Consider the following 21,264-nt stretch of genomic DNA (forward strand, 5'->3'; position numbering starts at 1 on the left):
TTATGGTGTACGCCCAAGAAGAGGCCCAGGAATCCCACCGCACGATGCAGGTGGTTAACCACATCCGTTCTCTGATTGAGAATGGAACCCTGCAGCCGGGGGACAAGATCCCGCCGGAGAGGGAGTTTGCGCGTACTCTGGGCATCAGCCGGGCCAGCCTGCGTACCGGTATTGGCTATCTGGCCGCCATGGGCGTGATGAAGGTCAAGCACGGCGTGGGCACTTTTGTGGCCGATGGTCCGCCGGAGTTCAGCCGCGCCTCGCTTGGCTTCATGGGGGCGCTGCATGGTTATCAGACGTGGCAGATGTTCGAGGCGCGCATCATTGTGGAAAGCAATATTGCAGCCCTGGCCGCCGAACGCGGCAAGGAAGAGCATCATGCCGCCCTGGCCGAAGAGGTGGCCGAGATGTTTGCCGCCGTTGAAAGCCCCTCAGACTACCTGATCCACGACGTAATGTTCCATCGTATTGTTTCGCAGGCCTCGGGGAACCCGATCATGGCCTCGCTGGTGGAGACGCTGACCAGCGCGCTCTACGACAAGCGGCGCAAAACCGTGGAACGGGCTATTGATATTCGTGAGTCGGCTGAGATGCATCGCGAAATCTATCGGGCGATCCGGGGGCACAAGCCACTGGAGGCTCGCAAGCTGATGGAAGAACACTTGCGCATGGCTCAGGAATCGCAGGGCATGGAAAAGCCCCAGGAGCGCAGACTGCGCGTCAAAGTGGTGAAGGCGGGAGCCAAAGAGTAGGTTCTAGTTTTTAGGTGCTAGAGAACAGGGAACAGGGGGGCTAGACGGCTCTGCCTGTTCCCTGTTCTTTTTTGTTGTGGCTGCAGAACGAAATTGTCTGCCGCATTGCAGGCTATTCCAGGCAGGCCACGTTCAGCACTCACTATATAATTGCGGCGCTGGAGAAGGAGTGTGCGGACTGACCGCAAGGAAAGAATGGCGATTGGAGTGCCGTAAAAGCAGTGCAGGGTAAGGTCTGACCATGAGGGAGGTCATTCCGTAGGGTGGATTATCTGGTGTGGTTTTTGGCGCGGTTTGAAGTGGGCAAAATGAATAAAATCAAGGGTCTTATTTTGGATGTTGACAATTGTTAAGGAGAAGGAGGAAACTTTCCCCGCTTGAAGATTGTGGTCGGACCACGACGCAGACGAAGTCGTTGAATTTCTACGAGTGTTGGAGAAAATCAACCACGGATCGTAAACATGCTTCGGGATCGGATCGATCGAAAGCGCTGGAAAGAAATACAAGAAGGGACATCGAGGAGGCTTTAGACATGCAAAATTGGCTGATGGGCCGATCGAATACAACCTGGGGAATGCAGAGCAAGGTCAGGACTGGACTGACGCTCTGTGGTCTGGCGATTCTTTTTCTGATGCTGAGCACGGTTTCGGCCGTGGCGCAGTTGTCAGGCAAGGGCCAGATCACCGGTGTTGTAACGGACAAAACAGGAGCTGTCATTCCGGGCGCAGAAGTAACGGCGACCAGTGCAGCAACGGGCATTAAAACTGCGGGCAAGACGAATGGTGCCGGCATCTACACTTTCTCGGCTTTAGACCCGGGTCTTTATACGCTGGAGATTTCGGCGCAGGGATTTGAGTCGCTCAAGCAGGAAAACATTCACGTCAACGCCATGGAGTCGGTGGGTTACAACCCGGCTCTGGATGTGGCCGGTGCAGCGCCGGTGGAAATCACGGTGACGGGCGAGCCGCCGCAGCTGGAAACCAGCAACGCAACGCTCGGCTCGACGATGGAACAGGAAAGCTACAGCGAACTGCCCGTGGAAATGGGCGCTTATGGCCAGGCCGATCAGCGCCGTGCCACTGACTTTGCCTTCCTTATGCCCGGCGTGCAGGGCAATAACACCACTGGCAATGCCACCACCAACACAGGCATTGTGAACGGCTCGGGTTCGAAGGGTGCAGCTTCGGATGTGTACATCGACGGTATTCCGTTTGTACGCGCCGGCGGCAATGGCGATCCGCGCTTTGTATGGACGGCCATTTCGGTGGACGCCATTGACCAGTTTCAGGTTCAGACCAACGGCTACTCGGCAATCTATGAGGGCCAGGGCGTCATGAACTACTCGGTCAAGGGCGGCGGCAACCAGTACCATGGTTCGGGCTACGAGTTCATCCGCAACACGGCCCTCGATACCTGGGGTTTCTGGGGCAAGGCTCCCATCACGGTCAACAATGTGCAGGTGGTGCAGAAGCCCGCAGAGCACAGCAACGAGTACGGCATCAACATCAGCGGTCCGCTGGTTCCTTACGGCAAGCTGAAGGACAAGCTGTTCTTCTTTGAGAACTACAACGGCTTCCGCTATTCGTCGACCACGCCGACGGCCATCACCATGCCGACCTACGCACAGCAGGGAGGCGACTTCTCGAATTCCAGCCTGCCTCTGGTCTACAACCCGTATTCCGTCAACACTACTACCAACCAGCGCGCGCAATTCGTCAGCACTAGCGGCACGAAAAATGTAATTCCCAGCACATATTTCTCGTCGGTTGCCAAGGCCTTGCAGGCCGATCTGCCGACGACCGGTATTGGTACTGCCCTGCAGAACAACTTTCTGGCTCCGAACGCAACGAATCTGAACAACTGGTCGACGACCAGCCGTGTGGATTATGTGCTCAGCGCCAATGACTCTTTCAGCGTGGTTGGTGCAGTGGGCCGTCAGGCCTCTGGTGCCACGGTTGTTCAGACAACCTCGGGTCGTGGCGTTGGCCCGGTTCCTTACAACTACGGTCAGGGCTATGCGCCCAAGACTGCAGTCTGGACCCTGGAAGAAACGCACACCTTCAACTCCAACCTGCTGAACCAGATCAAGTGGGGCTATGCCCGTTACAACGGTCCCACCTTCAATCCTGACTACAGCAAGACCTACGCGGCTTCGACCATGGGTATTACTTTTGGCAATGCCCCGGCCGGTCAGGCTGCAAACGCCTTCCCAATCGTGACCTTCTCGGGCACGGATGCTCCCACCCAGTGGAATGGCACCACGGCCGGCGTTACTATCGCCCAGAACTACACGGTGCTGGATAACCTGCAGTGGAACCACGGCAAGCACTCGATCACCTTCGGTGGACAGATTGCATGGTTGCTCTACAACACGACGACCGCCACGGGTGGATCGACGCCTGTAACACTGGCCACGACCAACACGGAGACGGCTCAGTTTGCCAGCAGCTCCGGCACTTCGGTCACCAGCTCGACCGGTTACTCGTATGCCAGCTTCCTGCTGGGTCAGTTCGACAAGGCCAGCTTTACCGACTACAACTATCACCCCGGCTACGGTGCCCGCTTCCGCGCGATGTCGCCTTATGTGCAGGATGACTGGAAGGTTAGCTCGAAGTTGACCGTCAATGCCGGTCTGCGTTATGACTTCTACCCGTCGGTGCGTGAAGTCAACGACGACGCCAGCTTCTTTAACCCGAAACTGGCCAACTCGGTGACCGGCTTGAACGGTGCTTTGCAGTTTGCCGGTTACGGCTCCAACGCCTGCAACTGCCATTCGCCGGTGAACAACTACTACAAGAACTTCGGACCTCGCGTGGGCGCTGCCTATCAGCTGGATTCGAAGACGGTGGTTCGCGGCAGCTTCGGCATCATGTTCTCGCACGGCGACGCGGTGGGTGGTAATGCCTCTTCGCTGGGTACGCTGGGCTTCTCGGCCGGTCCCTCGTGGTCGTCTGCGAGTGCTGTGACGAACAGCTCGCTAGGTTTTACCTACAACACCAAGAACACTGTTTCCATTCCGACGTATACGACTGCTTCGGGTGCGGCTTCGGGCGCTACCTACGGAACAGGTTATACAAATACCAGCGGTTACACCGGTACGCCTTCGAGCATGGGCTACATCGATCCGTACCTGGGCAGCCGCGCTCCCGAGTACGTCAACTGGAGCTTTGGTGTGCAGCGTCAGCTGACCAACACCATTGCCCTGAATGTGACCTACGTCGGTTCGGAAGGTCACTTCCTGCAGATGGATGGTTCGAACGCTCGTGGTACCTGGGCCGATCAGCTTGATCCGAAGTACCTGTTCCTGGGTGCGCGCCTTGCGGATACGGGCACTTCGACAACGACGGTTACCGCGGACTGCAGCAACTCCACCTACACATCAGAAGGACTTTCGTGCAACTCGACGGCTCTGGGCAACTTTAGTACGAGTCAGGCTCTGAGCACTCTATTGAAGCCTTTCCCGTTCCAGACGGTTGGCGACTCCTTCGATTACGTGGGCAACGCCAGCTACAACGCGCTGCAGGCGGTTGCCAGCCTGCGTAACTGGAAGGGTCTGACGGGGAACGTGAGCTATACCTTGGCGCGTTCGATCGATGACGCTGGTTACTTCCGTGCCGGTTATGCGATTCCGACCACCTACATCTACAACGCCACGGGTGGTTCGTACGTAGACAACAAGAAGATTGAGCGTACGGTTTCGAGCTCCAACCAGCCGCAGCATCTAGTGGTGACTGCGGTCTACAAGGAGCCGCTCGGCAAGACCTACCTGGCCAGCAACCGCTACGAGCGCATGTTGTTGGGTGGCTACACCGTGTCGGGCATCTTCCAGGCCTACTCGGGTTCGCCGCTGGCGGTTACGATGTCTACCTGCAACACCAACCCGGCGGAGTCCAGTTCGTTCTGCCCGGCTTCGTACAACCCGAACTACTCCGGCAATCCGCGCATCAACGGTAAGTGGGGCAAGGGCGTGACAGCGACTAGCTATAGCAAGTCGTTCATCGATTCCAACGCCTTTGTGAGCACGCCAGCTTATGAGTATGGCAACCTGCCGCGTATGGCTCCCTACAACCTGCGTGGCCCGGGCAACTATCAGCTTGACCTTTCGGCTTCGCGCAGCTTCCCGCTGCACATTCTGGCGGGTAGCAAGCTCGACATCAAGGCCCAGTGGTACAACGTGACCAACCACACCCAGTTTGCCGTAGCCAGCACTGCATTTGGCTCGACCAGCTTCGGTCAGGTGACCACCAACACCAGTGCCAACCGTAAGGCCGGGCAGTTCACGGCCCGCATCTCGTTCTAATCGGCGAGAGGTTGGAAACAAAAGAGGCTGCCGGCTTTTGCCGGCAGCCTCTTTTTTAGAGAACAGGGAACAGTTAGCTGTCATTTCTGCTGCGGCCTGCGGGTGGGCCGGTACGTCCATAAAAGAAAAAAGAAAATTTGGACGGAGAGGAAGCATGAGGAACAAAAAAACTTTGGTTGCTCTGGTTCTGTTGTTGGGCGCGGGGTTGTTGGGCGCTGCCACCATCGGCAAAAACACGCCTGCTTACTCGCTGACGCGGGAGCGGATTGCGCAGCTTCCGGCGGCGGAGCAGAGACCGTGGCTGGAGTATCTGCAGCGCAGCGAAAGGCAGCGCGCGGCCGACAAGGCAGTTTTTGCCGCTGAAGTGAAGGCTGCGGGTGTGACTACGCCGGGTGAGCCCGAACATAGTTTTTCTGCCCGGAGTTTGCCGATGAAGCGTGCAGCGGCTTGGTATGCGACGGCCGAGGCGCGGCGGATTGCCAACAACGTGGTTTCCTTCCAGACGTCGGCAGGTGGATGGGGCAAGAACTTCGATCTGAGCCGGGAGCCGCGTACGCCGGGCGAACGCTACGCGCCGAATAACGTCTCGCACTTTCTTGATCCGGGTGATTTTGATGCGCCCGCCGAGCCCGACTGGAACTACATTGGCACCATCGACAACGACGCCACGACGACCGAGCTGAATTACCTGCAGAAGGTGATTGCGGTGGCTCCGGCGGTGGTTGGAGCTTCGTGGCAGGCGGCGTATGTGCGCGGCATTGAGTATCTGCTCAACGCGCAATATCCCAATGGCGGTTGGCCACAGGTGTGGCCGCTCGAAGGCGGCTATCATGATGCGATCACCTTCAACGATGACGCCATGACCCAGACGGTTGCGGTGTTGCGTTCGGCTACGAAGTTGGATTTTGTGCCGGACGCGCTTAGAAAACAGGTCGGGCAGGCGGTGGCGCGGGGAATCCGCTGCACGCTGGCTTCGCAGATCAAGGAAAACGGCCGGCGGACGGGTTGGGCGCAGCAGGAAGACATGTTGACGCTGGAGCCGGTATCGGCGCGCAACTTTGAGATGCCAGCCATCAGCGCGGGCGAGAGCGCCAGCATCGCCCTGTTGCTGATGGATCTGGAAGAGCCCACGCCTGAGGTGCGGCAGGCCATCCAAGCTGTGGCGGAATGGTTTGAGAAGACGAAAATCTATGGCTACAGCTACCGGCGCACTGAAGATGGGCGCAGGTTGGTGGCGCAGCCCGGAGCCGGGCCGATCTGGCCGCGCTATGCACGCATCGGCGACGACAAGCCGATCTTTGGCGACCGCGACAAGTCGATTCACGATGATGTGAATGAGTTGTCTCTGGAGCGGCGCAATGGTTATGGTTGGTACGGGGAAGAACCCCGCGCAGCACTGCAACGCTACGCGGAGTGGAAGAAGGGACAGGCAAAATGAGCTTTGCGGGAGCGAAGAAGACGATGGCGGCGGCGCTGGTTTGCTGTGCCGCAGGGGTGTGGGCACAGACGGCGCAGCAACAACCGCAAGTCCGCGCAGCGTGGTCAGAGCGTGCGGCGCAGGCGGCCATGGTGCGGTGGCCGGGTGGGCACTTCGATGGCGGCAGACTGACCTTCAAGTACGAGCTGGGCACCTATCTGGAGGGCATAGACGCCGTTTATCAGAAGACCGGCGACAAGCGCTACTACGACTACATGAAGAGCGCGGTGGACGAGTTGGTGACGCCCGAGGGCAGCATTCCCACCTACAAGCCGGCGGAGTTCCAGCTGGACAGCATTCTGATGGGGCGGCAGCTGCTGCGGCTGTATGCAACCACCGGCGACAAGCATTACCTGAAGGCTGCCGGGCTGCTCTATGACCAGTTGCAGAAACAGCCGCGCACGCCCACCGGCGGTTTTTGGCACAAGCAGCGTTACCAGAATCAGATGTGGCTGGACGGGCTCTACATGGCCGAGCCGTTCTATGCCGAATATGCGCGGGTAACGCATCATGAGGACAAGTTTGCCGACGTGGCCCTGCAGTTCCAGTTGGTGGATGAGCACTTGCGCGACGCCAAGTCGGGGCTGCTCTTCCACGGTTGGGATGCAGCGAAGCAGGAGCGCTGGGCCGATCCGCAGACCGGTCGTTCGCCCGAGATTTGGGCTCGCGCCGAAGGCTGGACGGTGATGGCGCTGGTGGATACGCTTGACTCCCTGCCGGAGAATAGCCGCAAGCCGCTGCTGGAGATGCTCAACCGGCAGGCGGCGGCGCTGGTCAAGGTGCAGGACGCGCAGTCGGGCCTCTGGTTCCAGGTGCTGGACAAGGGCGGCGCAAAGGGCAATTATCTGGAGTCGTCGGCCTCGTGCATGTTTGTGTACGCGCTGGCCAAGGGAGTGCGCAAAGGCTATCTGCCCGCGTCGTACAGTGTGGCGGCGGAGAAGGGCTATCAGGGCATTCTGCGGCAGTTTATTGTGGCCACGGGTGACGATGTTTCGGTGACCGGAACGGTGCGGGTGGGCGGACTGGGCGGCACACCTTACCGCGATGGCAGCTATGCCTATTACCTGAGCGAGCCGGTGGTCACGAACGATCCGAAGGGCGTGGGACCGTTCCTGATGGCGGCAGCCGAGATGGAGTTGGCGGCTGGGCCGAAGAAGAACGTGAAGTAAACAGAAAGTAAGCAGCAAGCAAAAGCGCGTCCGCTTCGTGAAGAAGTGGACGCGCTTTTGCTTGCTGATCGAGGGGGTCTTACTGAACCTCGCATAATATAGTGACAATGTCGGTCGTGTAGCAGTAAGCTATCAGGCATGACACGATCCAATGCGCCACGACGTGACTTCGCAGCCCTGCAAGAACGCCGCCGCCGCGCCGCGCGTCTGTTTGCCGCCGGCAAGCGTTCACAGGCAGAGATCGCCCGTGAACTCCTCATCAGCCGTCAAAGCGTGAGCCGATGGTTCGAGGCTTGGCGTCAGGATAAGCCGGGTTGGATTCGCGGGGCGGGGCGGGCAGGTCGTCGGCCGAAACTGGATGGGGCGCAACTCAAGCAGGTGGACAAGGCGTTGCGTCAAGGCGCGCAGGCCCATGGTTTCGGAACCGATCTGTGGACATTGCCCCGTGTGGCGGCAGTAATCGAACGGACCACGGGCGTTCACTATCATCCCGGCCATGTATGGAAGATTCTTGCCGCTCTTGAGTGGAGCCTGCAACGGCCGGCCAAGCGAGCGCGGGAACGCAATGACGAAGGTCGGCGGCTGTGGATGGCGAAGCGGTGGCCGGCAATAAAAAAAACGCCCGGCGGCGAAGAGCCTGGATTCTCTTCCAGGACGAAAGCGGAGTCTCGGAGCGGCCGCCGGTAAGACGGACTTGGGCGCCGAAGGGAGAGACTCCGGTGTTGGTTTATGCCTTCAACTGGAAGAAGCTGTCGATCAGCGCGGCACTGGGCTATCGCTGGGACGGCAAGCGATGCCGGTTGTGGTTTCAGACCCGGCCAGGCAGCTACAACGACGAACGGCTGACCGTCTTTTTGCGTGATCTGAAGAAACACTTGCGCGGGCAGAAGGTGATTCTGATCTGGGATGGACTGCCTGCACACAAAAGCAGGAAGATGAAGCAGTATCTGGAGAGCCAGCGTAGTTGGCTGCAGGTAGAGACGCTGCCAGGTTATTCTCCTGATCTGAATCCGGTAGAGGACTTATGGAGCAACATCAAAGGTCAGGAATTGGCCAACCGATGTGTTGCCGGACTTGGCGAGGCTGAAGACGGTGTGCGCAGCGGCATGGAGAGAGTGCGCCAATCCATACTGCCGTTTTCTTTCCTGCACCACGCGGGACTCTTTTTTTGATCTATCGTGTCACCATATTACGCGAGACTCAGTAGTCGACGACCACGGTCAGGGTGGCCGTTGAGTTGATGCTGGAGCTGGAGCTGTCGTAGCCTTCCAGGGAGATGGTGTAGGTGCCGGTGGGAACGTTCGTGCTGGTCGTGGTTGACGACGAGCTGGACGAACTGCTCGTCGAAGCAGCTTTGCTGCCGCAGGCGGTGAGCGCCAGTCCCACAAATGCCAAAGCCATCAGGCCGAAGAAGCCACGCAGAGCACGGCGACGGCGTCCGGCAAAGCCAGCCAGAAGCATTCCCATTGCGCTCAGAGAGGCCATGCTGACAGACAGCAGGCTGTTGTGCGCAGGAGGATGATTGCGGGCCTGCTGCAGCGTGCTGGAGGTCTTGAAGTATTTCAGGTTGCTCTTGACCGCACCGGCTGCCGAGCAGGCGGATTCACCCATATAAAGTGTCAGAGTTTTACTGACCGCGCTGGTGCTGGTCACCGAGGCGTCACTGATGGCGTAGCAGGCGTAGTCCTCAATGGAGGTGCTGGAGGTGGAAAGTTTCCAGTCGACCGTGCCGGTGTAGCCGTTCGCAGGCGTTACGGTGACGGTGTCGGTGCCCGAGCTGCCGCTCTTGATGGTGACCGAGCTGGAAGCGAGCGTGACGGTGAAGCTGCCGGTGGTCGTGGTTGAGGAAGCAATTGTTACGATCACCGAACCAGTCGAGGGAAAGTAGGTGGAGTCGCCCGGGTAGACGGCCACGATGGTGTGTGTGCCGCTGGTGGTCGACGAGAAGCTGTAGGTGGCCGTGGAGGTAGTTGTTCCGGCGGTCAGAGCAAGCGTACTGGTCTCAAGCGTTCCATCCACATAAACAGTTAGTGTTCCGGTGGGAGCGGTGGTCGAGGAGCTTGATCCGGAGGCAACTGTGATGGTGATTGCGTCGGTAGCGCCGGAGGTGGGCGTGGTGGTGTTGGCCGAAAGCGTGGTCGTCGATCCATAGGTCGCTGCGGCAGCGTCGGAGTTGGCGGGCCAGAGCGCGATCAGGTTGTTGAGATTGACTGAACCAAGGCCCGAGGCCTCGTCGTATCCGGTGGTGGTGGCGTAGTCGCTTTCAGCTCCATTTGTGGTGGAGCAGTAGCTGGAACCGGCGTTGCAATAGTTGCCACCGCTGGTGATGTCGTTGAAGGGAGCACTGGTGTTTGAGGTGATCGTTGCAGGGTAGTAGGACGAGTTCGCCGCCAGGGTGTACAGCTCGGTGTTGATCAGGCCCTGATAGTCGTAGTTTTTGGCCTGATTCAGGATGGCTAGCATACCGGCGAAGATGGGTGCGGCAAAGCTGGTTCCACCGGCAGCTTCGGCTTCCAGGGAGCTTTCGTTATCGCTGCTCGAACTGTAGAAGCCGCTTGAACAGGAAGAGCTGCTGACTACGCTGGAGCAGAAGAGGTACGGCGCGTTGTAGTTCGAAGCATCCAGCGCGATGTCGGGCACCATGCGGTAGCCGGTTGAGTAGCTGGTGGCGGTGCTGATGCCGGTTACGCTGGTAGATTGCCAGCTGGGCAGTGGGGTGTACCCGCTGACGCCGCCACCGCCGGAGCTGATGGCGTACGCCGCTCCGTATTCCGATCCATAAGTGGCGCTGTCGTCGTTCCAGACCTGCTCGGGAATGTAGCTTTTGGCTGAGCCGCCGTTGGTGTTGGTGGTGCTCCAGTAGGTGCTGGTCAGGTATGCGGAGGGGAACTCGGTGCCGCCTACGGCCGTTACATAAGCGCTGGAGGCCGGGAATTCAACAGCCAAGGCCTTTTCCGCCGTGGTGACCGAACCGCTCGCGTAGTCCTGATAGCAGCCGGTCGAGCCCGAGTCGCCGGATGAAACGATGATGCTCTGGCCCTGGGTAGCGCCTTGTTCCAAGTAGGCGTTCAGAGAATTGTATTCCGTTAGGGATCCAAGATCCGGTTCGCAGGTGCCGTAGCTGATGGAGAGGATCGGGGCGATACGGTTATCGACTGCATATTCGATAGCGTCGTAGACGCCACTGCTGCTGGTTGAACCGGTGTAGACGAAGTAGATGGTTGCGCCCTTGGCAATAGTGCTGGTGTACTCCAGATCAAGGTCGGATTCTTCTTCGTCGTCGGAGGAGTACGCCGCTGTGCCAGTGTCGGGTACGAGCACGAGGGTGGGCGCTTGAGTGCTGCTCAAGCCGGCAGCAGTCTGAAATTTGGTGATGTCACTGGTGACTACGGCAGACTGGCCCAGGACTGCAATCGACTGACCCGCGCCGGTATAGCCGGCGCTGTAGGCGGCGGTGATGTCGTAGATGGTGGCCACGTCGGCAGGCGTCATGTAGTAGTCGCCGCTGGAGGCCACGGTATAGTTGCTACGCACTTTGTAGTGCGGGTGGGGTCGGAAGTTATCCAGATTGCGCACGCTCTGTACCACCCCGCTGAGCTCGGCGGGGAGGGAAAGATTGGTGGAGTTGGCAAAGTGCGAAACGCCGCTCACCGTGTAGTTGTGCATCTGGGTGTTGAAGGTCTGCTCTACCTGGCGGACGGTGCCGGAGAAACGCAGGCTGGTGCGGGCGTTGGCCACGCTGTCCACACTGAAGCCCTGCTGCTCCAGCCAGCTTTCCACCTGGGCAAGATCGTTGTCGCTCATGCCAAAACGGCTGGCGAACTGCGCCGGGGTCAGCCATTTGTGATAGTTGGTCGAACCGGGTGTCTGCTGCTCTTCCACAAGTTGGTCGAGTGCTGCCTGCTGCGCGGAGGTGAGGGAAAACTGCAGGGTGATGCCCTGAAGGCGGGTGCTTGGGTCCATGCGTCCGGCATCATTGGCCGCCTGGGCACGTGGATGGGTCGACCCGGCAATGGCCACAGTCGAAAGCGAACTGATGTTTTCCTGAATACGATTGGCTACCGCCTGAGCAGAGAGCAAAGAAACCCCTGCCAGAAGGAAGTAAGCGGCTGCCACAAGATACCGCCTGGCTCCCATAGAAGACCTCCTGCTGCTTAAATAGACGCTCATTTTGAATAGACGCTCATTTTGCACTTTCTCATTCACCCGGTCGCCGAGATGGGCCAGGAAAAGTAAAATTTGTAGCGGAACGCGCCACAACATGAAGTGTGCGCAAGGAATTGCATAGATAGAAACCCGGCCAAGCGCCAAAAGTTCTGGCTGCAGTATACGTCAGCTTTCAGTTGTTAGTTGATCTTGCTTATTCAGGCCTTCCTTGGAAAACAGCTGACGGCTGAAAGCTGGTTTCCAAGAAAAGGCCTCGCCCGAAGGCGAGGCCAGAAGGAGCTTTCTATAGTTTTTACTTACTGTCCCGGAGTCGGAGTTGCCGCCGGTTGTTGTTGCTCGGGCTGCGTCGCAGGCTGGGCTTCCGGCTGTGTTGCCGGTTGGGCCGCAGGCTGCTCTGCCGGAGTTGCTGCCGGGGCATTGGCCACTTCGTAGCGTTGCAGCTTGTAGAAGATCGGCGTCACCTCGAAGGGCATCTTGTCGCGGGCGTTCATCGGAGCGTAGCGCTTGGCGGTCAGCATGTGCACCTTGTCGTCCCAGGGGTCGGTCTTCAGCCAGCTCCCCAAGGGCAGCGCGGCGGTCTGGGTCAGGTCGTCCCAGTCCAGCTTGGGAGACATGCGCCACAGTTCGGCCATCCAGGGCGTGCCGTCCTGCTTCAGCAGGGAGTCGCCCAGTTTGGGCGAGTTCAACTGCTTCAGCACCTTGGCGCGGTCCACCAACTGCGCGTAATAAAGCGCGGCGCTCGGCAGCTTGTCCTTGTACATCGAGGCGTTCAGGTACTCCAGCGCCTTTTTGGCGGCCTCGGTGTTGTCGTGGTCGCTGTGGTACATGTCGATGCGCTGGAAGCTGGACTCGTCCGGGAAGAGCAGGCGGTCGTTGAAGGCGTAACGGGTGTCGATGTGGTGGCCGAGGGCGATGTGGGCCAGTTCCATGGCCAGCACCGAGGCAATCGCCTCCTCGCTCGGCAGGGAGTCGATCAGGCCCTTGCTGAGCAGGATGGTGTTGCCGACCGTGGTCACTTCCACCGTGTCGGTGAGCAGAACCCGGGTGCGGATCTGGTCGGTGAAGGCCAGATTATTGGGCACGATCAGGTTGACGACGATCTGGTCCAGCACCTTGGTCTCGTAGCCGGTCTGGTTCAAGGGAGCCACCAGGCCCGCCTCGACCAGACGATCGATGACGTTGTTTTCCGCCTGCGTCACCCACATGCGGGAGGCTTGCAGCGGGCCTACGTCGGCCGAGTCGTCGCTTTTATCCTCGGCGTCGTCCACCTTGACGCTGACGTTTTCGCTGTCGTGGGTGGGCAACTTGAGGCTATAGCCCCAGAAGTGGGTCTGGGCCTTCAGGCCAACCGACTTCCTGCCCTCGGTACGCTGGGTCTCCTCCACATAAACGGCCACCGGCAGCCAGACGCCGGGCTGCACGTTCATGCGCCAGCTGTCGAAGTGGAAGTAATACTTGGAGCTGTCGGCGGTGGTGGGGCCGGTGTAGGTGCCGTTGAAGCGGACCACGTTGCCGTCCTGATCTTCCACCCAGATGCGGCCATAGAAGCGGCCCATGCCCTTGGTCTCCGGCTTGGGATGCACGTCGTAGACCCAGGTGCGCACCGAGCCGAGGAACTCCCGGCGGACGAAGCTGAAGACGTAATGCTGCTGGTCGAAGCTGGTCGGGTCCAGAAACATCATCTGCATGAAGCCGGTGGGCGAGTAGGTGAACTTTTCCAGGCCAAGCAGCTTGGTCAGCCCGGTAATGGAGTTGAGTGAGCCCTTGAACCAGCCCTGCTTTTCGCCACGGGCCGCTGCCGAACGGGGTTCGTAGGTCTTGTCGAAGAAGGTTTTGGAAAAGTCGACGCGGCTGAGGGTGTAGCTGTCGGAAACCGGCACCTGATAGAGGTGGACGTCGGGCCGGGTGTCCTGAATATAGGTTTCCACCAGCGGGGTGCGCTGTTGGATGTTCTTGATGAGCACCTTTTCACGGGTGGCGGCGCGCTGGATCAGTGCCGCCTGCTCGGCGGTCAGCTGGTGGGCCTGCCCATACTTGCCGTATTTGCCGTACTTCGGCTGCTTCTTGGCTTCAGCGTGTGGTACCCCCAGTGCCAGGATAAGCAAAAATAGAATCAGGGGTATCTTCCGAAACTTCATGGAAAGCTCCTCAGTGGGTTCGTTCTGCAGCTTCAGCGACCACCCGGTTCGCCGGTCTGTTCCTGGCTCGATGTTACGCCAACTGGAAGGTGATCGTGATGTTAGTCGTCATGTCCACCGGTTGTCCGTTACGCGTGGCGGGACGAAAATGCATCTGCTGTGCCACTCTGCGCGCTTCTTCGTCCAAACCATGACCGAGGCCCCGGACGACGCTCTGGACGAGCACCTGTCCGCTGGCGGTAAAGGTAACGCGCAGAACCACATCGCCCTGCACATGCAATTGACGGGCCTCACTGGTGTATTGCACCGAAGGCTTGGACAAAATCTGCAAGCTGGTGGCGGAAACCTGGGCGACGCTGGGCTGCACGGCCACCGCCTGGGTGGCGCGCGGAATGCCGGCCGAGGCCACATGGCCCTGCACCATGCTGTTGCCGGCCGTGGCTCCGGGAATGCCCGCAGATGCAACCCGGCCCACCATGCCGGCGTTCGAGCCGGACTTTAAACCGTTGCCAATGCCAGTGGAACCGACTACGCCGTGGGGCGCAACCGCCGGACCCTGATGGCCGCCGTAAGGGTTGCCGATGGCTGCTACCGTGGCGGCGCGCGTGGCGTTGGGGTTGGGTGTTACGCCAAAGGTCTGGCCCAGATGTACCGGCGCGGTGGAGGCCTTGACGCTGGCGTTCTGCGCGGGCATGGCGGCCGAGAGCGCGGCCTTGGGCTGGGGCGCAAGCACGATGTTGGGCTTGGCCTGCTTGATTGCGGGCGCCTCCAGCTTGGCCTCCATCTGAATGGGTTTGGGCTCGGGCTTGGGCGGCACCGGAGCCACGATCTTGGGCGCTTCGTACTCAACGTGCGGCACCACGGGCGGCGCGGGCATGGGCGGCGGAGGCGGCAGCTTGACCTTGGGCTTGGGCGGCTCGCTGACCGGCACAATCAGCTGCGTCTGCTCAAAGCGATGCACCTGGATCATGTGATGCGCCATGGTGCCCACATAAAGAACGATCAAAAGGATCGCCCCGTTGATGGCCGCGCTGGTCACCATCGACCCCGCGTTCCGCTCCGGCTCTGGCAACAGGCCAAAGCGCGCTGCGCTTGTCTGCTTGTTCGGTATAGACATCTTCCCTCGTAACTCCGGCAATGGGGCAGAGCCGGGACTCTGCCGGATTCTGGTTCAGCGGGCCGGGAAGGCTAAGAGGACATCCACGGCGGACAGGCCGTTCTAGAGCATTTTCGGAACACATGTAGACTTTTTAAGGGGCTTGCAAGGTGCCTTTTTCTTGAGGAAAAAGGCACCTTGCATCCTGTTTTCGGTCTACAGCAATTCCGAAAATGCTATAAGACGATTGACTCAATTCTCTTACCTAGAACGATACGTCGCCCAGTATCCATCCGGGTCCGCCAGCAGAAACATCTTCCGCACGACCAATGTGTAAGTAGCGTTGGCAGGGAAGGACGATTACAATTTTGTCCATTTTAAGCTGATTGCACGTTCATTTTAGAGTCGTTCAATCAATTTTAAAAAGAAAGAGAAGAAAGAGAAGAAAGAGAAGAAAGGGAGGGAGGGAGAGCATTTCGGCGCAAAAGAGGAAAAATTTGTTTTTGCGAAGGAAAGGTGTAATCGTTCCGTGCGTCGGGCTACGACAGATGGGCAGAGAAAGATGAGGAAGGATCCTGCGAAGAGGTTCCTTGCAGGGGTGCAGACCTTCTGCACTTGAGCAGCATCAAAGACGCCCATGCGCAAATCCCGAGCCAACGCCGGGAGGAAAGTGCGTGGGCGACAACTGAGTGAGGACAACCGGGGGAGTGGCGTTGCCATGGCCACCCGATCAAGCTTCCAGCGCAATCAGGACGTACAGGGCTGGGGAAAGGGCACTTGCATGGGCGCATACGCGGGCACAACGGCAATGGACACGCTTCCTTGTGGCAGCATAGAATCGCCAGTAATGGAGCCCACGCGGCCGATTACCGAACTGGATGACATTGATGGTCTTGTGCGGAACTACCGGGCGAGGATCCTGCGTTTTGTGACGTATTCGACAGGGGATCCGGACTTGGCCGAGACCATTACCCAGGACACCCTTCTGCGGGCCTACCGCGGGCGCGAGAGCTTCCGTGGCGATTGCAGTGTGAGCACCTGGCTGACGGGAATCGCCATCAATGTGACGCGCGATCACATGCGGTCGGCCAAGTTCAAATTCTGGAAGAAGGCACACAGCACAGCTCTGGACGTGCAGGAACTGGCCTCGTTTATTCCGTCAGAGGCGACCAGCCCGGAGCGGCAGATTCTGGCCAAGGAAAAGGTGGCGCGGCTGACCGAGGTGCTTCAGGAGCTTTCGCCCAACCAGAAGACGGTTTTTCTGATGAAGTTTTTTGAGGAGATTTCGGTCAACGAGATCAGCGAAATTTTGCAAATGCCCGTCAATACAGTCCGGACGCATTTGCATCGGGCACTGCATACGGTACGCGCACGCCTGGGGGCAAGCGTATGAAGGTCAGGAGCGAAGGAACCCATCTGACGGAAGAGATGCTCAGTGATCTGTTGATTGGTCTGGGCACGGCGGAGGCTGAGCGGCATGTGGCCGATTGCGCCGCGTGTCGGCAGCAGGTGGAGGGCTTTGGCGCGGATGTGGCACTGCTCGGTCAGACGGCGCTGGCCTGGAGCGAGAATCGTGTGGCGGCAGGGCAGGCAAAGCATCTAACGGAAGAAGCACTCGATGATGTGCTGATCGGCATGGCGACGGTGGCGTCGGAGGCGCATCTGGCTGGCTGTAAGGCTTGCCGGGCGCGGGTGGAAGGCTTTCATGCAGATATGACGCTGTTGCAGCAGACGGCGACGGGCTGGAGTCGGCAGCGGGCGGCGGAAATGGACCAGCATCCACTTTGGGACGTGGCGCGCAAACTGCGCTGGGCGTCGCTCGGCTGGGGGCTGGCAGCATTGTTGATTGCCGCCGTGGTGGCTCCGCTGATGTGGCATTATGACAACGGGAAGATGGTAGCTGGGAACGTAAGGCCGCAATCGCCGCAGGCAGCAGAAACCGAGGCGCAGATTGCTGCCGACAACGATCTGATGCGCGCCGTCAATGTCGCCATCAATCCAGGGAACGAGATGCCGCTGGGCGAATTTCATCACAGGAACAGGTCACATCCGCGTCAGAAAGCAAGACCGGAATGAGGACAGCAATGAAGAACCGAGTACTACAGAAAATCTGTTGCGGTGCCGGGTTTGCCTTGGTGTTGAGCTTGCCAGTGCTGGCCCAGCAGCGGGGGCCGGGCGGGCCGCAGGGCGGAGGCGGCCATATGCCGTCGATGCCGTCCCCGATGGGTGGTGGTGCGACGGCGAACACGTCGACTTCAGCGACGTCTTCCGATACGCATCGCGGCGCGCAGGCGAGCAATGCAGCATCGCAGAACGCTGGCGCAGGTGTGCAGTTCGGTCCGGTGGGCCGTTGGTGGGATGATAGGTCCGTGGTGTCGGCCGTGGGGCTCTCGTCAGACCAGAAGCGGCACATGGATGCGATTTTTGCGCAGAACCGGTCGGCGATAGTCTCCAGCTATCAGAATCTTTTGAAGGAGCAGGCCAAGCTGTCGGCGCTGAACAAGAATCCGCTGGCTGACCAGACCTCGACCTTTGCGGCGATTGATGCGGTCAATCAGGCGCGGGCCTCGCTGCAGAAGACGGTGGCGCAAGTGTATATGCAGATCAAGCAGCAGATGAGCAGCGACCAGATAGAAAAGCTGACGAAGCTGCAGTAAGAGCGGAGTTGGCGCTGTTAGCGTTGTTAGCCGGGGCAGGTTCGTGCTATCCCACCCTAGGCGCAAAAACAAAGATGCAGCGTGGGTGGGGCACCTGGAACTGAGTCTGATCTACATTTGAGTGCGGAAGAACACAACCTCATGGGCTGAACGCTGAAGGCGTGGCCGGTGGGGTTTTTCTTTGCCGCGTAGGAAAGAATTACTGGTCGGGATCGGCAGACAGGCCGGCGGCTTCGCGCAGGGCGCGGTCCACCAGAGAGAGTTTTTTCTTCATGGGCAGGCCACGCAGTACAAAAGTCATGCTGAAGCTGACCGTGTCCTGATGTTGGCGCAGGCTGCGATTGTAGTAGCCGCTGAAGAGGAGGTGCGGGGTGAGCGGCATGCCAAAGCTGGTGGTGATGCCGTTGTCTTCGCTGAGGCCGCCCTGCACGGTTTGGATAACGGAGTGGCTGCCTTCCGGGCTGCCGTCCTGTTGCTGATAGAAGACGGTGTAGACCTTCTGGCTGCCGATGGGCAACTGCTCGTAGGGCGAGACGTCGATATAGCTATAGTTTTTGCCCCACAGGACGGCTCCGGCCTGGAAGTGGGTGAGCGTGCCGAGCGAGTTGTAATCGCGCATGACCAGGTTGCTGGCCAAGGTGGAGGAGTCGCCCATGCCCAGGTCCAGATGCAGACCGGAGTGGCCAAAGAACTTTTCCGTGTGATTGTCGAAGTCGAAGGTGACGCGCCCGGTGCCGAGTCCGTCGGAGCTGTTGCCGGTGGGGGCCGATAGGCTGACTGTGGCCATCTCTCCGAGTCCGTGGGGGTGAAAGCTGCCGTGCAGGCCAATCAAAGTGTCGCCAGTATCGGCTGCATCCAGCGCTAGCCGCTGACTGCTGTAGGTGGCTGGATTTTCATTTTCTACCAGGTGATGCAGGTAGAGGGTGGTGCTGACGTCGGCTGAGTAGTGGGGGTTGAGGGCGTAGCTGAGGGCCGGAACCACGGCTTCGTACCAGCCGATCTGGGAGTTGTGTACACCGGAAAAAGTGATGCCGGCATTGAGACCACGCAACAGCGATCCCATGCCGGGCACACGGGGTACATTCTCAAGATCACCCTGCTTTTTCTGTGCCTCTACGGCAGTGGAGGAGATGGTCTGGACGTTATTCGGCAGGGGTGCGCTGATCAAGCTACTAGAGATCAAGTCACTCGATGCATGGCCCGTTGCCGCGGGCTGGATGTTCTGCGCCCCGGCAGCCGCGAGAGCACTGAGCAACAGACCAGCTTCGAGCAGAGTCCTGAGAGTCAAGCGCAAGCGTTCCATCTCCGTAGATCGATTCTAGACGATCGTATCTGACTTCCGTGTGGATTGCCGGTGGGCAGAATCTGACCTTCTGCTTGGACGCTCTTCCGAGCATTCGGGCACGAAGCTTTTGCTCCAGGAATACATAAGCATTAACCCGGAGAGAAAACTTAAAGTTGCTGTAACCGGAGGGAAAAGTTTTTGCGACCCAAACCGTGTCGCTGTCAGAGTGGCGACACGGCGCACAAGCCGGAGCAACAGCACGGATCTGGCCGGTCAGAGCAGCGGGTTCCGCAAGGCGCGCATTTCTGGGCGAGCACATCTCTTTGCAGACAAGAAATCCGGCGACGCCAGAAAAGGAAAGCAAGATGAAGCGTCGATTTCTGTCTGTCCTTTTTGCTCTTGTAGTTTCCCTCATCACAGCTTGCAGCAGCACGACACAGAGCACGAATTCGGGTACCAGCTCCAGCAGCAGTACCACATCCTCAACCACCACCAGCACTACCACCAGCCTGAGCTTTTCGCTCAGTTCGCCCACTACCAGTGAAGCAGAGACGTTGACGGCTGCAGTTTCGCCCACGGCGGCCACCGGCACAGTCACCTTCTATAACGGAACGACGTCGCTGGGCACGGCAACGCTCAACTCGGGCGCGGCTTCGTTGAGCTACACGTTTTCGACGGCCGCTACCTACTCGCTGACCGCTACCTATAACGGCTCATCGACCTACGCCAGCAGCACTTCGAGCGCGGAGAGTTTGACGGTGAGTTCCACCACCACAACGTCGTCGTCCTGCGGGCTGCAAGATTCCACCGACAGCGCGTACTCGACGGCGGCCGATGCGTACAGCAGCGGCACAAACACGCTCACGAGTCCGTCCATCAGTGTGACCAACGAGAATGAGAGCGCGATCTGCGCGACCAATTCGGGTACTACGGTAACGGTGACAACGCCCACGATCACCTCCTCGGCCACCGGTACGGATTCGAACGACGCCAGCTTCTACGGCATGGATGCGGCAGTGCTGGCTTATGGCACCAGCGCCAGCACCGGCACGGGAGCCACCATCACCATCACTAATGGCACCATTACTACCACCGGATCGGAAGGCAATGGCGTTTTTGCTTCGATGGGCGGCACCGTCACCATCACCGGCACTACCATCAACGCCAGCAACGGCGGCGCGCATGGGTTGGATGCGGCTTATGAGGGAACGTTGAACATTACCAACGTTACGGCGACTACCGCAGGGCAAAGCAGCTCGGTGGTGGCGACGGACCGCGGCGGTGGAACTGTGACGGTGAAGGGCGGCACCTACACTGCCAGTGGACAGCGCTCGGCGGGAATTTATTCCACCGGTGTAATCACCGTGACAGGCGGCACCTTCACGGCCAAGGACGCGGAAGCTGTGGTGGTGGAAGGCGCGAATTCCGTGGTGATTAATGCCACCGATTCCACTTACGGCTCGACTACATTGAGCGGTGCGGCGGGCGATGATCGCGGTATCTTCCTCTACCAGAGCACCTCGGGCGATGCTTCGTCGGACGGCGATTCCAGCTTCACGATGACCGATGGCTCGATCAGCTACACCTGCGATGCAACCACGACGACGAGCTGCTCGGAGGGTACGACATCGAGTGGGCAGAACAACCCGGCTACGCTGTTTTCTATTGCCAACACCACGGCTGTCATCACGCTGACCGATGTGACGGTGACCAATGACACGCCCACCAGCTCCAACAGCTACGGCACGCTGCTGACCGCAGAGGCGCTGAATAGTGGCACATGGGGCACTGCCGGATCGAATGGCGGGAATGTGACCTTTACCGCCAAAGGCGTGACGCTGGTGGGCAACGTGATTGTGGATGCGTACAGCACGGCGGCGCTGGTGATTGAGGAAGACAGCTCGGGCACGGGCAGCACGCTGAAGGGCGCAATCAACAGTGCGGACAGCGGCGCAACCACTGTGTCGCTGACGCTGGACTCGCTCTCAAGCTGGACGGCGACGGGCACCTCGTACCTGACGACGCTCACCGGTCTGACGATCAGCGGTACGAATGTGACCAACATCATCGGCGCAGGCCACTGCGTGTATTACTCCGGAAAGATCAATGGCTCGTCGAGTACGTCGGTGTATACGCTGAGCGGTTCGAGCGGCGGCTATCTGCTGCCGGTGGGCAACACCAGCGAGACGTGCGATTAGGTTCTTGTTGTCTGGGGTTCGTGCT

The 21,264-nt window shown here is 59.3% G+C and carries 14 protein-coding genes; 10 read left to right on the top strand and 4 right to left on the bottom strand.

Annotated elements, in window-relative coordinates; all coding sequences use genetic code 11:
• Nucleotides 1–2: 2 nt before the first annotated feature.
• The 6 genes from ACOBR2_RS04930 (at nt 3) to ACOBR2_RS04955 (ending at nt 8,870) form a co-directional block, all read left to right on the top strand.
• Nucleotides 3–752: a FadR/GntR family transcriptional regulator gene (locus ACOBR2_RS04930; protein WP_420238944.1), complete on the top strand. Its 750-nt coding sequence runs from the start codon at nt 3–5 to the stop codon at nt 750–752.
• Nucleotides 753–1,284: 532 nt separating this feature from the next.
• On the top strand, nt 1,285–5,052 hold the full coding sequence (locus ACOBR2_RS04935) for a carboxypeptidase regulatory-like domain-containing protein (protein WP_420238945.1): 3,768 nt from the start codon (nt 1,285–1,287) through the stop codon (nt 5,050–5,052).
• Nucleotides 5,053–5,206: 154 nt separating this feature from the next.
• Nucleotides 5,207–6,490: a pectate lyase gene (gene pelA / locus ACOBR2_RS04940; protein WP_420238946.1), complete on the top strand. Its 1,284-nt coding sequence runs from the start codon at nt 5,207–5,209 to the stop codon at nt 6,488–6,490.
• On the top strand, nt 6,487–7,698 hold the full coding sequence (locus ACOBR2_RS04945; protein ID WP_420238947.1) for a glycoside hydrolase family 88/105 protein: 1,212 nt from the start codon (nt 6,487–6,489) through the stop codon (nt 7,696–7,698). Before pelA ends, ACOBR2_RS04945 begins: the two co-directional genes overlap by 4 nt.
• A gap of 138 nt (nt 7,699–7,836) precedes the next feature.
• The gene (locus ACOBR2_RS04950; protein WP_420236305.1) at nt 7,837–8,385 is read left to right on the top strand and encodes a winged helix-turn-helix domain-containing protein; all 549 of its coding nucleotides are present in this window, start codon (nt 7,837–7,839) and stop codon (nt 8,383–8,385) included.
• Nucleotides 8,298–8,870: an IS630 family transposase gene (locus ACOBR2_RS04955; protein ID WP_420236306.1), complete on the top strand. Its 573-nt coding sequence runs from the start codon at nt 8,298–8,300 to the stop codon at nt 8,868–8,870. The genes ACOBR2_RS04950 and ACOBR2_RS04955 overlap by 88 nt, the downstream gene beginning before the upstream one ends.
• Nucleotides 8,871–8,898: 28 nt before the next feature.
• Here the strand turns inward: ACOBR2_RS04955 and ACOBR2_RS04960 are convergent, their stop codons facing one another.
• The 3 genes from ACOBR2_RS04960 to ACOBR2_RS04970 form a co-directional block, all read right to left on the bottom strand.
• A complete protein-coding gene (locus ACOBR2_RS04960) occupies nt 8,899–11,835 on the bottom strand; it encodes a S53 family peptidase (RefSeq protein WP_420238948.1) in 2,937 nt (978 codons plus the stop codon).
• A 326-nt stretch (nt 11,836–12,161) separates the two neighbouring features.
• Entirely contained in the window at nt 12,162–14,003 is a 1,842-nt protein-coding gene (locus tag ACOBR2_RS04965) for a M48 family metalloprotease (protein ID WP_420238949.1), read from the bottom strand.
• Between the two features lie 73 nt (nt 14,004–14,076).
• Nucleotides 14,077–15,120 carry an energy transducer TonB gene (locus tag ACOBR2_RS04970; protein ID WP_420238950.1) on the bottom strand — a complete coding sequence of 348 codons (1,044 nt, stop codon included), beginning with the start codon at nt 15,118–15,120 and terminating at the stop codon, nt 14,077–14,079.
• 697 nt (nt 15,121–15,817) lie between these two features.
• Between ACOBR2_RS04970 and ACOBR2_RS04975 the strand changes: the two genes are divergently transcribed.
• From ACOBR2_RS04975 to ACOBR2_RS04985, 3 genes are read left to right on the top strand one after another with little or no spacing between them, the layout of a single operon-like run.
• A complete protein-coding gene (locus tag ACOBR2_RS04975; protein ID WP_420238951.1) occupies nt 15,818–16,492 on the top strand; it encodes an RNA polymerase sigma factor in 675 nt (224 codons plus the stop codon).
• The gene (locus ACOBR2_RS04980) at nt 16,489–17,175 is read left to right on the top strand and encodes a hypothetical protein (RefSeq protein ID WP_420238952.1); all 687 of its coding nucleotides are present in this window, start codon (nt 16,489–16,491) and stop codon (nt 17,173–17,175) included. Before ACOBR2_RS04975 ends, ACOBR2_RS04980 begins: the two co-directional genes overlap by 4 nt.
• Nucleotides 17,176–17,183: 8 nt before the next feature.
• The gene (locus ACOBR2_RS04985) at nt 17,184–17,756 is read left to right on the top strand and encodes a hypothetical protein (RefSeq protein WP_420238953.1); all 573 of its coding nucleotides are present in this window, start codon (nt 17,184–17,186) and stop codon (nt 17,754–17,756) included.
• 199 nt (nt 17,757–17,955) lie between these two features.
• Here ACOBR2_RS04985 and ACOBR2_RS04990 read toward each other — a convergent pair whose 3' ends face one another.
• A complete protein-coding gene (locus tag ACOBR2_RS04990) occupies nt 17,956–19,059 on the bottom strand; it encodes a hypothetical protein (protein WP_420238954.1) in 1,104 nt (367 codons plus the stop codon).
• Between the two features lie 347 nt (nt 19,060–19,406).
• On the opposite strand from ACOBR2_RS04990, the gene ACOBR2_RS04995 reads away from it, so the two are divergent.
• Nucleotides 19,407–21,239, top strand: coding sequence for a beta strand repeat-containing protein (locus ACOBR2_RS04995; RefSeq protein WP_420238955.1), 1,833 nt, complete (start codon nt 19,407–19,409; stop codon nt 21,237–21,239).
• Nucleotides 21,240–21,264 lie beyond the last annotated feature (25 nt).

The organism is Telmatobacter bradus (genome assembly GCF_048629425.1).
Taxonomy (GTDB): Bacteria; Acidobacteriota; Terriglobia; order Terriglobales; family Acidobacteriaceae; genus Telmatobacter; species Telmatobacter bradus.

Coding starts and splice junctions, on each gene's coding strand:
- ACOBR2_RS04930 (WP_420238944.1), top strand. CDS start 3: ATGGTGTACGCCCAAGAAGAGGCCCAGGAATCCCACCGCACGATGCAG.
- ACOBR2_RS04935 (WP_420238945.1), top strand. CDS start 1,285: ATGCAAAATTGGCTGATGGGCCGATCGAATACAACCTGGGGAATGCAG.
- pelA (WP_420238946.1), top strand. CDS start 5,207: ATGAGGAACAAAAAAACTTTGGTTGCTCTGGTTCTGTTGTTGGGCGCG.
- ACOBR2_RS04945 (WP_420238947.1), top strand. CDS start 6,487: ATGAGCTTTGCGGGAGCGAAGAAGACGATGGCGGCGGCGCTGGTTTGC.
- ACOBR2_RS04950 (WP_420236305.1), top strand. CDS start 7,837: ATGACACGATCCAATGCGCCACGACGTGACTTCGCAGCCCTGCAAGAA.
- ACOBR2_RS04960 (WP_420238948.1), bottom strand. CDS start 11,835: ATGGGAGCCAGGCGGTATCTTGTGGCAGCCGCTTACTTCCTTCTGGCA.
- ACOBR2_RS04965 (WP_420238949.1), bottom strand. CDS start 14,003: ATGAAGTTTCGGAAGATACCCCTGATTCTATTTTTGCTTATCCTGGCA.
- ACOBR2_RS04970 (WP_420238950.1), bottom strand. CDS start 15,120: ATGTCTATACCGAACAAGCAGACAAGCGCAGCGCGCTTTGGCCTGTTG.
- ACOBR2_RS04975 (WP_420238951.1), top strand. CDS start 15,818: ATGGCCACCCGATCAAGCTTCCAGCGCAATCAGGACGTACAGGGCTGG.
- ACOBR2_RS04980 (WP_420238952.1), top strand. CDS start 16,489: ATGAAGGTCAGGAGCGAAGGAACCCATCTGACGGAAGAGATGCTCAGT.
- ACOBR2_RS04985 (WP_420238953.1), top strand. CDS start 17,184: ATGAAGAACCGAGTACTACAGAAAATCTGTTGCGGTGCCGGGTTTGCC.
- ACOBR2_RS04990 (WP_420238954.1), bottom strand. CDS start 19,059: ATGGAACGCTTGCGCTTGACTCTCAGGACTCTGCTCGAAGCTGGTCTG.
- ACOBR2_RS04995 (WP_420238955.1), top strand. CDS start 19,407: ATGAAGCGTCGATTTCTGTCTGTCCTTTTTGCTCTTGTAGTTTCCCTC.